This is a genomic window from Rhizobium oryzihabitans (assembly GCF_010669145.1).
Classification (GTDB): Bacteria; Pseudomonadota; Alphaproteobacteria; order Rhizobiales; family Rhizobiaceae; genus Agrobacterium; species Agrobacterium oryzihabitans.
The window spans coordinates 1,420,971-1,433,747 of sequence record NZ_CP048632.1 but is presented as its reverse complement, the minus strand read 5'-3'; the positions used below and the strand labels follow the sequence as shown (position 1 = coordinate 1,433,747).

Genomic DNA, 12,777 nt, shown 5'->3' with positions numbered 1-12,777 from the left:
GGGAAATCCCGCAGATGAGGGGCTCTCTCAGAGCTTAAGAAAGAGATAAAGACATGACGGAATCTGGCAAACAGAAACAGCTGCTGCACCTGGTGTTCGGCGGCGAACTGGAAAACCTTCAGGATGTTCAGTTCCGGGATTTGAATGCGCTCGATATCGTCGGCATCTATCCTGACTATGCTTCTGCGCTGACCGCGTGGAAATCCAAGGCCCAGATGACGGTCGACAACGCCCATATGCGTTATTTTATCGTGCATATGCACCGTCTTCTCAATCCCGACGACAAAATTTGAGTACCTTTGCCCTTGCGTTGTAATACTATCGGGTGAAGGCGAGTTTTCCCGTGATTCCTGCCAAAGACGTGCAGGCCGGGATTTGGATTGCGAGAAAATGTGATCGCGCTTTCGTTTCCGATGACAAAAAATGACGCAATTTGAGAAGAAGTAGGCGGCGATAACAACAAAGAACAGGGGCAGGGCATTGAGCGGAATGATCAAGGGCAGAATGTCATGAGCAGCCGTCTCGCACGCTTCGCTCTTTCCGGTTACCGGATTGCCGGGATTGCCGCCTATCCCTTTGCCCGTCCCTATCTTTCCTATCGGGCGGCAAAGGGCAAGGAAGACAAGCGCCGTCGCCTCGAACGCTTCGGTTATGCCAGCGCCGAGCGCCCGCGCGGGCCGCTCGTCTGGTTCCATGCCGCAAGTGTCGGCGAGACGCTCGCTCTCATTCCGCTGATCCGCGAGATACGCAAGCGCGACATCTACGTGCTCCTGACCACCGGTACCGTGACCTCGGCCGAGCTGACCCGCACCCGGCTTGGCGATGATGTCATCCATCAATATGTGCCGCTGGACATCAAGATCGCGGTCAATCGTTTCCTCGCCTATTGGGCGCCGGATGCCGCCATCACCGCTGAATCGGAAATCTGGCCGGTGACGATGATGGAGCTGGAGCGCAGGCACATTCCCCAGATCAGGGTCAATGCGCGCCTGTCCGACCGTTCCTTCGATCGCTGGAACAACCGGCACGATATTGCGGAATCGCTGTTTTCCAAGCTTGCCCTCGTTGTCGCGCAATCCGATCTCGATGCCGAACGCTTCCGCGATCTCGGCTCCTGGCCGGTGGTCATTTCCGGCAACCTCAAGGGTGATACCGATCCGCCACCCTGCGACGAGGCTCTGCTCGAGCACTATCGCAAGCAGGTCGGAACCCGCAAGACATGGGCGGCGATCTCCACCTTCGACGGTGAAGAGAAGGCAGCCGCCACCGTGCATGCGGCGATCAAGTCGCGCAATGGTCAATTGACTATCATCGTGCCGCGCCACCCAGAGCGGGGCGACGATGTGGAAGCCATGCTGAAGACCATGGGGCTGACTGTAGCCCGCCGAAGCCGCAACGACGTCATCACGCCGGAAACCGATATTTTCCTTGGCGATTCCATCGGTGAGATGGGGCTTTACCTGCGGCTGACCGAACTTGCCTTTGTCGGCCGCTCGCTGACGGCTGAGGGCGGCCAGAACCCGCTGGAACCGGCGATGCTCGGCTGCGCGGTATTATCCGGCGCGCATGTGCAGAATTTCCGTGAGGCCTATCAGAAACTGATCCGTGCCGGCGGCGGTCGCATCATCCGCGATGTCGAGATGCTGGCCAAGGCGGTGCATTATCTGCTGGTCAACGACAATGAGCGTTACAAGATGATCGATGCCGGCAACCGGGTCATTCAGGATATGCGCGGCGCGCTTTCCTCCACCGTCAAGGCGCTGGAACCCTATATCAACCCGCTCACCGTTACCGCCAAGCTGCAACCGCGGAGCGCCATCGGTTCATGGTAGCGGATATCGAACGTGATGTGACGCAGTCGATCGCGGCCGTCCTTTTCGACAAGGACGGCACGCTTCTGGGCTATGACGCAAGCTGGGGACCAGTGAACCGCGAGCTTGCGGCGATCGCGGCCAAGGGTGATCCCGTTCTTGCAGACCAGCTGCTCGCCGCCTGCGGCATGGACCCCGTCACCGGCCATGTGGTACCCGACAGCCTGCTGGCCGCCGGCAATACGGCGGAAATCGCCGCCGGTCTGGTCGCGGCCGGTTCGCCCTGCGATGTCGGCGAATTGACTGCGCGGCTCGATCGGCTTTTCACTGAGGCAGCGGATAAATCCGTGCCCGTCACCGACCTCAAGGCATTTTTCGCAAGGCTGAAGGCACGCGGCTACAAGCTCGGCATCGCTTCCAGCGACAATGAAAACTCCATTCGCCAGACGGCCATTCGCTTCGGTTTCGAAAGCGATGTCGATTTCGTCGCGGGTTATGACAGCGGTTATGGCACCAAGCCGCAACCCGGCATGGTTCTCGGTTTCTGCGAGGCGGTTGGGTTCCCGCCGGAGCGGGTGGCGGTGGTCGGCGACAATAATCACGATCTGCATATGGCAAGGAATGCCGGCGCGGGATTGCGCATCGCAGTTCTGACGGGCACGGGATCACGCGAAAGCCTTGGCGCCGATGCGCATTATTGTTTCGATGACATTACCGCGCTGGAAGCACTGCTGCCGGAACGGGTTGCTTAGGACGATAAGGTCCATTTTCCGTCATTCCGGCCTTGAGCCGGAATCCAGCCAGCCCAAGTCCTTGGGCTGAAAGGAGACCTTCCCACCGCGCAGACGCGCGTCGACTGGATTCCGGCACAAGGCCGGAAAGACGGAGAGTGGGTGTCCCCAGCGCACAGACATGTCGAGTAAAGCACCGCAAGCCGGTGTCGGGACAGACAAGGGAAACCCACTCAGTCCATTTTTGCAATTTACGGTTTTTTCTGGCAAACAACCTCCGGACATGACATCCGAACGGAATGCTGCGGACGACGCGGCCGGGAGCGGGCATATATGGTTTCTGAAGCGCCGCCGTTCTGGTGGCAGAAAGCAGGCTGGCAGGCCTGGCTGTTATCACCGTTTTCCCTTCTATACGGCAATATTGCCGGCCGGCGGATGCGTACGGCAAAACGGGCGAGCGTTCACGTTCCGGTCATCTGCATCGGTAACTTCACCGTGGGCGGTGCTGGAAAGACGCCGACAGCGATGGCAATCGCCAGAGCCGCCGTCGCAAAAGGCCTCAAACCCGGATTTCTCAGTCGCGGATATGGCGGCACGCTTGATGTCACCACCCTTGTCGATCCCGCGCAGCACCGCTCCGCCGATGTCGGCGATGAACCGCTGCTGCTTGCACGCGAGGCGGTGACCGTCATTTCCCGCAAGCGGGTGGAAGGCGCGCACCGGCTGGTGAAGGAGGGCGTGGACCTCATCATCATGGATGACGGTTTCCAGAGCGCCCGCCTGACGCTGGATTATGCGCTCGTCGTCATCGACACGGTGCGCGGCATCGGTAACGGCCATCTCGTGCCGGGCGGTCCGGTCCGGGCGCCGCTTGCCGAACAGATGCGGCATATGACGGGACTTCTGAAGGTCGGCAACGGCCATGCAGCCGATCCGCTGGTGAGAATGGCGGCAAAGGCTGCAAAACCGGTTTTCGTAGCCGCAATCACGCCGCAGGAGCCGCAGGATTTCAGGGGAAGGCGCGTGCTGGCCTATGCGGGCATCGCCGATCCGGCCAAATTCTTCAGAACCGTCGAGGCTGTGGGCGGCGAGATCGTGGAGCGGCGCTCCTTTCCCGACCATCACCATTTCAGCGACGACGAGATCGCCGATCTTCTGCAGGACGCCGGCAAGCAAAATTTGCAGCTGGTGACGACGGCCAAGGACGCCATACGCCTCAACGGTCACCATGGCCGGGCGGAAGAATTGCTGTGGAACAGCGTGGTGATCGAGATCGACATGGTGTTCGACGATCCCAATGCGGCTGGAACGATCATCGAGACGGCGGTGGTGAACTGCCGCGCCCGCCTGCTGCGGGAACATGCGCGACCGTCGATTTAGAGTACCTAAGAAGATAAACCGCCGTGCACCTACTTCTCCTCATTCCTGTGCTTGTCACAGGAATCCAGCCGACGCGCGTCTGCGCGGCGAGAATAGTCCTCTCAGCCTAAGGACTTGGGCTGGCTGGCAACTGTATTGTCAGGTTTTAGCAAAGACGGTTTTATCCCTGAGGATTGCGTTTGCGGCGACGAGGATTTTGCGGGCGATGGCAATGATCATGACCTTGAACGGTTTGCCCTTGGTCTGCATGGTTTGCGCCGTGCGGGCGAAGGCGGTCTTCAGCCTGTAAGCCACCAGCGCCGCCATGTAGAGGGCATCGCGCACGCGCTTTCGTCCGCCGCGAATATGGCGCTGGCCGCGTTTGATGCCGCTGTCGGCATTGAAGGGAGCAAGTCCCGCCAATGCCGCCATGGCTTTGGAAGAGCTGCCGCCCAGTTCCGGCATATGCGCCATCAGCGTGAATGCGGTGACTGGCCCGACGCCCGGAATGGAACGAAGCCTGGTGCTTTGTTCGTTCAGTTCCGCGTTTTCCCGGACATGGGCGTGACAGGCTTTTTCGATCGCCTCGATCTCGCCGTCCAGCCAGATGAGATGGCGCTCCAGACTATCGTGCTCCATGGGTTCTGCGCTGGAAAGGCGAAGCCGCTCCTGCTGGCGCATGGCAACGAGCTGATCGCGCCTTGTATGGAAGCTGGCAAGCGCCTGCCGGGCCGGATCGGGTGGTGTGCTGGTTGCGGGGCCAAGCGTTTCGCCCATGCGTGCCAGCAGGCGGGCATCGATGGCGTCGGTCTTGGCCAGGCGGCCGGTGGCTCTTGCGAAGTCGCGCGCCCGGGCGGGGTTGACCCGGCAATACGGACGCTGTTGCCGATCGAGAGCCGCGCGCAGCTGCCTGTCATAACGCCCGGTCGCCTCCAGAATGACCGTCGCCTCCTGCCCCTCCAGGCTTTGCAGCCATGCATGAATGGCGGCAGCGGTGTTGTCGATGCGGATATGCCGGGATGTCCGGCCGTCGAAAAGATCAAGATGCGCCTTGGCGACGTCGCATCCAATGAAAACAGGGTGTATCATGGCAAGCCTCATCCTGTGCTTCGAGGTCCGCGCTCACGGCCTCAATCAACTGTTCAGGTTGGGATATCAAAGGCGGACGGAGGACCAGAGCCAGCAAGCGGTCTCAAACGACCAGGATCCCGACGGCCTTCCGTCCGCTACCATTCTAGCACAGACGCAATACACAGGATCCCTGTGACAAGCACAGGGATGAGGGTGGAGAGTTGAGCAGTCTCAGCGTGAAAAGAAGCGTTCTCACGCATGGCTCTTTATGGGCGTGCTTCCGCGCCTGATCACGCAGGCAAATTACCAGCTTTCTTTTCGGCCTCCAGCGAAGCGGCGGCGTCCACATAGGCTTCCTGCCGCGCCACGCTCCAGTAGCGGAGTTCGTCGAGCGGAATGGTCTTGCCGGTGATGGCGCAGGCAACATGCGAGCCGGTCTGCACGATCCGGAAGTCACCGTCGAGATATTCGATGACGGCGAGACGGTTTCCGCCTCCTTCAAATCTGTTCATCCGTTTTCGTCTCCTGCTATGTCCTGTCAGTGCATCCAGCCCGAAACGGCGCAGCGTTCTCCTGAACAATCCGGATGCTCCAGTCCCTTGAATTTATATCTCTCGACGCGGCCCAAGGCCAGCCCGCCGGGTAACGAGATCAGCTGCGGCCGAAGAGCCGTTCTATATCGGAAAGTTTCAGCTCGATATAGGTCGGTCGGCCGTGATTGCACTGGCCGGAGCCCGGCGTGTTTTCCATCTGCCGCAAAAGCGCGTTCATCTCCTCCGGCCGCATGCGCCGGCCGGAACGCACCGAACCGTGGCAGGCCATCGTGGCGGCGACATATTCGAGCTTGTTGGCAAGCGTGGAGGCGGCGTCCCATTCGGCAATCTCGTCGGCAAGCTGCCGCACCAGCCCCTGCACATTGACCTCGCCGAGCATGGCGGGCGTTTCCCGGACGGCGACCGCGCCCGGCCCGAAACGCTCGATGACGAGGCCCAGCGCATCGAAACCGGCGGCATGATCCATCAGCCGGTCGCAATCCTCTTCCGGCAGGTCGATGATCTCGGGGATGAGCAGCACCTGTGAAGGCGGGCGTCTGGAATGCAGCGCGTTGCGCATTTCCTCAAACACCAGCCGCTCATGCGCGGCATGCTGATCGACGATGACGAGACCGTCTTCCGTCTGCGCCACGATGTAGTTCTGGTGCAGCTGCGCCCGTGCCGCACCCAGCGGATAAAGCACCGGTTCTGGCGAGGGGCTTGCGGCGGCCTCGTAAGTCTCCCGCGGCTCGGCCCGCGCCGTCGGCATGGTGATGTCGGAAAAGCGCGACTGCACGGCCTCCGAAAATTGCGTTCCGCTGGAAACGGCAAGCGGCCGGGAAGGAGAAGTCGCGGCGGACCATGTTGCGGACGGAGAAGGCCGGAGATTGGACGGGCTGTAACCCGGGCGGAAGGCGCTCATCATCTGGCTCGCACCCGTCGTTGCCGCCCTGTCGCCGTCGCGCGTCAGCGCCTGGCGGATCGCGCCGACGATCAGCCCGCGAATAAGGCCGGGATCACGGAAGCGCACGTCGGATTTCGCCGGATGCACGTTCACATCCACAAAGGCGGGGTCGAGCGTCAGGGACAGCACCGCAACGGGATATCGCCCATGCGGCACGGTTTCGGCATAGGCGCCGCGAATGGCGGATAAAAGCAGCTTGTCCTGCACCGGACGGCCGTTGACGAAGACATATTGATGCGCCGAATTGCCACGGTTGAAGGTCGGCACGCCGGCAAAGCCGGTCAGCGTCACATCCTCGCGCCCGGCATCGATCTCGATGGCGTTGTCCTTGAATTCCGCACCCAGAATCTGCGCCATGCGGGCGAGGTGGTCATCGCCGGTCGAGGGGATTTCGAGCGTGGAACGGTCGGTGCCTGACAACACGAAGCGGATATGCGGAAAGGCGATCGCCATACGCTTGACGACCTCGGTGATGGCGGCCGCCTCGGCGCGTTCCGTCTTCAGGAATTTCAGCCGCGCAGGCGTGGCGAAGAACAGGTCGCGCACCTCGACGATGGTGCCGGCATTCGAGGCGGCAGGCCGCACGTCCGAAACCTTGCCGCCGGTGACGGAAATGACCGAACCCTGTTCCGCGCCCTGTTGGCGGCTGGTGATCGACAGCTTGGCGACCGAGCCGATGGAGGGCAGGGCCTCGCCGCGAAAGCCGAGCGTGCGGATATCATCCAGCGTCGTGGATATTTTCGAGGTGCAATGGCGCCGGACAGCAAGCTCGAGATCGGCAGGCGACATGCCGGAGCCGTTGTCGGTGATGCGCACCAGCCCCTTGCCGCCGCCCGCCGTGGCGATCTCGATCCGCGTCGCGCCGGCGTCGATGGCGTTTTCCACCAGTTCCTTCGTGGCGCTGGAGGGTCTTTCGATGACCTCGCCGGCGGCGATCTGGTTGATGAGGGTTTCTGAAAGCTGCTTGATGGCCATGATCGTCATTTTCGCGGATTCGTCACCGCTTCGAAAGCAAAAAACTCTGACGACGAGAGTTTGCACATGTTTTCCGGCCTGTTCGGCATTTAATCATTTCCGTCAACGCCGGGTTAAGCGTTAATCCGACTTTAATCGGCCCTGGTTATGGTGAGGCGGCTTGAAATGACCGCAGGAACGAGGCCCCCCTTTCGGGTGGTGTGTGACGTCGACTATGGGTGAGCGTCATCATCTCCTCAAGACTGCTTCAAGTGGCGAACCCTGATGTCTCTTTTTCGGAATGTGTCGTTTCATCCCGGCATCCGCCTCGGACGATTCCAATAGAAACATAAGCCTGACCCCTTAAAAACAGGCGGGAGTTTGCAGTTGAGTGATTTGGCGTCCTCTGGCGCGGGCGTTCATACGGTGATGCTTGATGCCCTTTGCGACGCGCTTGGCGCGGCGATCGTCGTTTACGACCGTAATGATCACATTATTTTCGCAAGCCGGAAGCTGTTAAGTTTTTTTCCGCTCGAAGAGGGCGTTGTCGGACCGGGCGCGCGGCTGCGCGACTATCTGAGCGCGCTCTACGATTGTTATCTTCTGGAGGCGGAAAGCCTGGCCGCCAATGCCCGCCAGCTCGGGCGGGACGAATGGATCGGCGAGCGTCTGGCGCTGCACTGGAAGGAACGGGCGGAAAAGACCGAGCGGCTGAAGGGGGAACGCTTCCTGCGTTTCGTCATGAACCGCCTGCCTTCCGGTCTCGGCATCAGTGTCGTTGCCGATATTTCCGAACAGAAGAAAAGAGAAGAGCAGTGGCGCATCGATCTTGAGCGCGTCCAGCTGATCGAGGATATTCTCGACAATCTGCCGTTTCCGGTTTTCGTTAAGGATCGGAACATGGCCTATGCCGCAATCAACAAATCCGCCTGCGCCATGGTCGAGACCAGTGCCGAAGCCATTCTCGGAAGAACCGTTTTCGATCTCCATTCGCGCAAGGTCGCAGGCCGCATCGACGCTGCCGATCGCATGGTGCTGGACACCGGCACGCCGAGCGTCATTCCCGAAAGGGTGAGACGCCTGAACGGCGAAGAGGTGCTGACGATCACGCGCAAGCAGCGTGTTGGGCGTTCGGGCCGATATTTCCTCGTGACGACGATGGAGGATGTGACGGCACTTGCCACTATCGATGCGAACGGCATGCCCGTCATTCCTTCGCTCGAACACGTTGCTTTCGTCGCCTCCACCTATGGCAAGGATGATGAACGCGATGCCAGAAGCGGCCTGCTGAAGAGCAAGGCGGTGCTGGTCGTATCCGAAAACGGTCGTTTTGGAGACGTTGCCGGTCGAAGGCTGACCGCAGGCGGCATGGATTATGCCGTCGTGACGAGCGAGGAAGAACAGCGCAGTTTCATCGACATTGCCGCCTCTGCCGGCGTCGGCATCGATGTCGTTGTCGTCGATGCGCAGATGAGCGTCGCATGCCTTGATATCGCGGAAGCCCATGGCCTGCCCGTCGTCACCATAGAGGAAGACGAAATCGATGCATCGCTGCTGCATTATCTTGCCGTTGGCCTCAGCTCCTCTCCCAGGGAAAAATCCTCTGAAGAAGATTGGGAGATCATGACCGAGGACCTGCCCAAAATCCTCAAGACCGGGGGCGTCTGCGAGATACTTCTCGTCGAGGACAACAGGGTCAACCAGATCGTCTTCTCGCAGATCCTCGAAGGCCTGGGGCTGTCTTACCGGCTCGCCACCTCGGGCGAAGAGGCGCTGCGTCTTTTTGCGGAACAGGCGCCCTCCGTCGTCCTGCTGGATACGACACTTTCCGATATCGACGGTTTCGAGGTTGCCCGCCGCATGCGCGAGCTCGCCGGTGACGATCGCATTCCCATTGTCGGCGTCATCACCCATGCATTCGAGGGTGATCTCGACAAATGCCTGGCGTCGGGTATGGACGACATGCTGCTGAAACCCGTCAGTCCCGATATGGTCGAGGCTGTTTTCCTGCGCCTTTTCGGCAAGGATACCCTGCGACTGCAAGCCTGAAATCCAGCCGCCACGGTGAAAACACAGCACATTTTTTGCCGCTGCTCGGGTCTTTTTGAGGCAAGCCGTGGATTTGCCGGAAAACGCCGCCGCTTTTTCGGTTCGCGGCTCTATGGCTTTTTTAATACTTGCCCTGCATTGTGAGCGCGATCACACAGGATTCACGAGATGCAGGAATGAAACGGCCAGAGCCGCAGACGTTGCAGGTCAGCCAGAACGAGCTGCAAGCGATGGCTTACAGCGATCCTTTGACGGGGCTCGGCAACAGATACCGTCTACGGGACAAGATTCGCATGCTCGCGAGCGAACGCTCCAGCGATCCCGCACCCTTCACGGTCGGCATTGCGAATATAGACGGCTTCAAACCCATCAACGATCTTTTCGGCGTGCAGGCGGGCGACGAGATTCTGTGCCAGGTGGCGCATCGCCTGAAGGCCTGCATTCCCGATGGCGCGGTCGTGACGCGCCATGACGGCGATGAATTCGCTTTCGTGCTGCCGCTGGTCTTCGAGCGCACCGGTGCCGAGCGCATCGGCAACATGATCAAGGACGTGCTCTCCGCCCCTTACGATCTCGGCGATCGCAACGTCCGGCTTTCCTCTTCCTTCGGTTTTGCCATCTACCCTTTTGCCGGCGATGATTTCGAGGATCTGCTGAAAAGCGCCGAGACGGCGCTTTACCGGTCCAAGCGGCGCGGCCGTGGCCAGATAACGGTCTATTCGCGCGAGATAGCGCAGGAGATGAAGCGCGCCACCCAATTGGAACAGGCTCTGCGAAACGCCATCATCACCGATGCGATCGATGTGCATTTCCAGCCCATCGTCAGGCTGGAAGAGGCCAAAGTCATCGGTTTCGAGGCGCTTGCCCGCTGGAACGATCCTGATCTCGGCTTCGTATCGCCCGCCGTTTTTGTGCCGCTGGCTGAAGAAAGAGGTTTTATCGACGCCCTTTCGGAAGCCCTGCTCAGGAAGGCGGCGGAAGCAGCCCTGTTCTGGCCGCGCGAGCTCTTCCTGTCCTTCAACCTGTCTTCCGCGCAGCTGATGGACCCTGGCACGGCGGACAATATTCTCTCTATCCTGTCGCGTGTCGGTCTCGACCCACATCGGCTGGAGCTTGAAATCACCGAAACGGCTGTCATGACCTCCGCCGATACCGCGCAGCGCATCATCAGCGAGTTGCAGAGCGCGGGTGTTCGCATCTCCCTCGACGATTTCGGCACCGGCCAGTCGAGCCTCGGCCGCCTGCGCGACTTCACCTTCGACAAGGTCAAGATCGACCGCGCCTTCGTTTCCCGCATCAGCAGCGATCGCCCCTCGGAACACATCATCAAGGCCATCGTCGCCATGTGCGAAGGTCTCGATCTTGAAGTGGTGGCCGAGGGTATCGAGGAGCGTGCGGAAGAGGAAAAGCTGCGCGCGCTCGGCTGCGCCATGGGCCAGGGCTATTTTTACGGCCGCCCCGCCGATGCCGCCGCAACCCAGCGTTACCTGCACGAGAATTACCGCGAGATCCTGTCGGATATTCCCTGAGAAGTGAAATGGCCGTTAAGAGGCGGTGGCGGGACCTCCCCACCTCCCTCATTCCTGTGCTTGTCACAGGAATCCAGCCGACGCGCGTCTGCGCGGCGAAACGACTCCTCTCAGCCCAAGGACTTGGGCTGGCTAGATTCCTGTGACAAGCACAGGAATGAGGGGAGGGCGGAGCGTGCTACGCCTCACAACCGGTAAAGCGGCTCGAACCGGCCTTTCACCTCAATCCCAAGCTCGAATGTCTTTCCGTGCTGCGGGTTGGCAGCAATGGCGTCGTCGTCGAGATTTTCGCGGGCGGATGTGACGAGAAGACGGGACGCATCGGGCCCAATGAAGGCCGGGCAGGTGGTCTGCCCCGCCGGCACCAGATAGCGTTCGATATGATTGCCACTGGCATCGTAACGATCGACCGCACCCATGCCCCAGCGGGCGTTCCAGATATGACCTTCCGCATCGCAGACCGATCCGTCTATGCCGCCATCGATACCGGCGGAATCGACCAGCACCTCGGCCTTACCGGAGGGAAGGCCTGTCTCGGCATCAAGAGGCACCTTCATCAGTTTATTCACCTTGGTGTCGACGTAATATCCGGTCGCGCCGTCAGGTGAAAAGCAGATGGAATTCGGAATGCTGACTTCAGCAAACAGCTTGGTGACGGTGCCTTTGGCGACGTGGTAGATGCTGCCCGCGCCGGTTTCCGCCTTCCTGCCCATTGTGCCGATCCAGAGCGCGCCCGAGGGATGCATGCGCCCATCATTGGAGCGGTTGCCGGGCATGTCCTTTTCCAGTTCCGCATGCAGCGTCAGCACGCCGGTCGCCGTGTCACGCAGGAAAAGGCCGTCATCGGAGGCGATCAATTGCTTGCTGTCGCTGATCTTGGCCAATGCGCTACCCATGAAAGGCAGGGCATAGACAGTTTTGCGGCCGGAAGCGAAATGCAGCTCATGCAGCTCCCGTTCGACAATATTGAACCACCAGGCGGTGCCGGTCGCGGCGTCAAAGGTCGGGCCTTCGCCAAGCGTCATCGGCGTCTCGTCCAGAACCTGTCCGGCAAAGGGAAAAACGGTTGCCAAGCTCTTATCCTCCGGTTGCGGCATCATAGGCAGAAAGCGTGACGGTGGCACGTTCCCGAACCTCCGCCGCCGTCATGCCGGGCTTGTAGAGGCTTGTTCCAAGCCCGAAGGCAAGGATGCCAGCCTTTGTATATTCGCTGAAATTCTTGTCCGACACGCCACCGACGGCGGCGATAACCAGATCCTTCGGCAGGATTGTCCTGATGGCATTGATACCGGCGGGGCCGATGATGCTGGCGGGGAAGAACTTCAGTCCCGTCGCTCCGGCCTTTGCGGCAACCAGCGCCTCGGTGGGGGTGAGAACGCCCGGCATCGTCACCATGCCCTTGACGCGCGCGGCGACAATCACGTCGGCATCGGCGTTCGGGCTGACCATCAGCTTGCCGCCGGCCGCATCAAGCGATTCCACGTCTTCCACACTGAGCACGGTGCCCGCGCCGATCAGGCAATCGGCGGGCGCCATCTTCGCGGCGATCTCGATCGAACGGAACGGATCGGGTGAATTAAGCGGGATTTCGATGGCGCGGAAGCCGGTCTCGATCAGCGCGCCGACGACGCCTTCGGTTTCCTCGGGTTTCAGACCGCGCAGAATGGCGATCAGCGGATATTTTATGGAAGGGAAGGGGATACGCATGGTGGTTCTTTCGTCCTGAAGCGGAATGGCGACAAGTGCGAGCGGTTTTCGCGAGAAATTCCGCTCACA

11 protein-coding genes are annotated in these 12,777 nt (G+C 60.4%); 6 read left to right on the top strand and 5 right to left on the bottom strand.

Going from position 1 to position 12,777, the window contains the following annotated elements:
- The first annotated feature begins 53 nt into the window (after window positions 1–53).
- The 4 genes from G3A56_RS07615 to lpxK all read left to right on the top strand — a co-directional run bounded on the left by G3A56_RS07615 (window position 54) and on the right by lpxK (window position 3,922).
- A complete protein-coding gene (locus G3A56_RS07615; protein WP_003494094.1) occupies window positions 54–293 on the top strand; it encodes a DUF4170 domain-containing protein in 240 nt (79 codons plus the stop codon).
- A 216-nt stretch (window positions 294–509) separates the two neighbouring features.
- Window positions 510–1,832 carry a lipid IV(A) 3-deoxy-D-manno-octulosonic acid transferase gene (waaA, locus tag G3A56_RS07610; RefSeq protein WP_003494096.1) on the top strand — a complete coding sequence of 441 codons (1,323 nt, stop codon included), beginning with the start codon at window positions 510–512 and terminating at the stop codon, window positions 1,830–1,832.
- On the top strand, window positions 1,826–2,563 hold the full coding sequence (locus G3A56_RS07605; protein WP_003494098.1) for an HAD family hydrolase: 738 nt from the start codon (window positions 1,826–1,828) through the stop codon (window positions 2,561–2,563). The genes waaA and G3A56_RS07605 overlap by 7 nt, the downstream gene beginning before the upstream one ends.
- Before the next feature lie 312 nt (window positions 2,564–2,875).
- Window positions 2,876–3,922, top strand: coding sequence for a tetraacyldisaccharide 4'-kinase (gene lpxK, locus G3A56_RS07600; protein WP_082183796.1), 1,047 nt, complete (start codon window positions 2,876–2,878; stop codon window positions 3,920–3,922).
- Between the two features lie 138 nt (window positions 3,923–4,060).
- Here lpxK and G3A56_RS07595 read toward each other — a convergent pair whose 3' ends face one another.
- From G3A56_RS07595 to mutL, 3 genes are all read right to left on the bottom strand, one after another.
- On the bottom strand, window positions 4,061–4,990 hold the full coding sequence (locus G3A56_RS07595) for an IS110 family RNA-guided transposase (protein WP_082182843.1): 930 nt from the start codon (window positions 4,988–4,990) through the stop codon (window positions 4,061–4,063).
- A 272-nt stretch (window positions 4,991–5,262) separates the two neighbouring features.
- Window positions 5,263–5,484 (bottom strand): DUF2093 domain-containing protein, encoded by a 222-nt coding sequence (locus tag G3A56_RS07590; RefSeq protein ID WP_003494102.1) that lies wholly within the window; start codon window positions 5,482–5,484, stop codon window positions 5,263–5,265.
- A 139-nt stretch (window positions 5,485–5,623) separates the two neighbouring features.
- Window positions 5,624–7,444: a DNA mismatch repair endonuclease MutL gene (gene mutL, locus G3A56_RS07585; RefSeq protein WP_082183797.1), complete on the bottom strand. Its 1,821-nt coding sequence runs from the start codon at window positions 7,442–7,444 to the stop codon at window positions 5,624–5,626.
- Between the two features lie 408 nt (window positions 7,445–7,852).
- On the opposite strand from mutL, the gene G3A56_RS07580 reads away from it, so the two are divergent.
- Together G3A56_RS07580 and G3A56_RS07575 are read left to right on the top strand one after the other, a co-directional pair.
- On the top strand, window positions 7,853–9,472 hold the full coding sequence (locus G3A56_RS07580) for a response regulator (RefSeq protein WP_164056627.1): 1,620 nt from the start codon (window positions 7,853–7,855) through the stop codon (window positions 9,470–9,472).
- Between the two features lie 176 nt (window positions 9,473–9,648).
- Window positions 9,649–11,001, top strand: a complete 1,353-nt coding sequence (locus G3A56_RS07575; RefSeq protein WP_003494108.1) for a putative bifunctional diguanylate cyclase/phosphodiesterase — start codon at window positions 9,649–9,651, stop codon at window positions 10,999–11,001.
- 185 nt (window positions 11,002–11,186) lie between these two features.
- On the opposite strand, the gene G3A56_RS07570 is transcribed toward G3A56_RS07575, so the two are convergent.
- Window positions 11,187–12,074: an SMP-30/gluconolactonase/LRE family protein gene (locus G3A56_RS07570; RefSeq protein ID WP_082183799.1), complete on the bottom strand. Its 888-nt coding sequence runs from the start codon at window positions 12,072–12,074 to the stop codon at window positions 11,187–11,189.
- Between the two features lie 4 nt (window positions 12,075–12,078).
- Window positions 12,079–12,708 (bottom strand): 2-dehydro-3-deoxy-6-phosphogalactonate aldolase, encoded by a 630-nt coding sequence (locus G3A56_RS07565; RefSeq protein ID WP_082183800.1) that lies wholly within the window; start codon window positions 12,706–12,708, stop codon window positions 12,079–12,081.
- Between the last annotated feature and the right edge of the window lie 69 nt (window positions 12,709–12,777).

What these genes read in the sequence shown, in the direction of transcription:
- G3A56_RS07615 (WP_003494094.1), top strand. Translation starts at nt 54, where the DNA reads ATGACGGAATCTGGCAAACAGAAACAGCTGCTGCACCTGGTGTTCGGC.
- waaA (WP_003494096.1), top strand. Translation starts at nt 510, where the DNA reads ATGAGCAGCCGTCTCGCACGCTTCGCTCTTTCCGGTTACCGGATTGCC.
- G3A56_RS07605 (WP_003494098.1), top strand. Translation starts at nt 1,826, where the DNA reads ATGGTAGCGGATATCGAACGTGATGTGACGCAGTCGATCGCGGCCGTC.
- lpxK (WP_082183796.1), top strand. Translation starts at nt 2,876, where the DNA reads ATGGTTTCTGAAGCGCCGCCGTTCTGGTGGCAGAAAGCAGGCTGGCAG.
- G3A56_RS07595 (WP_082182843.1), bottom strand. Translation starts at nt 4,990, where the DNA reads ATGATACACCCTGTTTTCATTGGATGCGACGTCGCCAAGGCGCATCTT.
- G3A56_RS07590 (WP_003494102.1), bottom strand. Translation starts at nt 5,484, where the DNA reads ATGAACAGATTTGAAGGAGGCGGAAACCGTCTCGCCGTCATCGAATAT.
- mutL (WP_082183797.1), bottom strand. Translation starts at nt 7,444, where the DNA reads ATGGCCATCAAGCAGCTTTCAGAAACCCTCATCAACCAGATCGCCGCC.
- G3A56_RS07580 (WP_164056627.1), top strand. Translation starts at nt 7,853, where the DNA reads ATGCTTGATGCCCTTTGCGACGCGCTTGGCGCGGCGATCGTCGTTTAC.
- G3A56_RS07575 (WP_003494108.1), top strand. Translation starts at nt 9,649, where the DNA reads ATGAAACGGCCAGAGCCGCAGACGTTGCAGGTCAGCCAGAACGAGCTG.
- G3A56_RS07565 (WP_082183800.1), bottom strand. Translation starts at nt 12,708, where the DNA reads ATGCGTATCCCCTTCCCTTCCATAAAATATCCGCTGATCGCCATTCTG.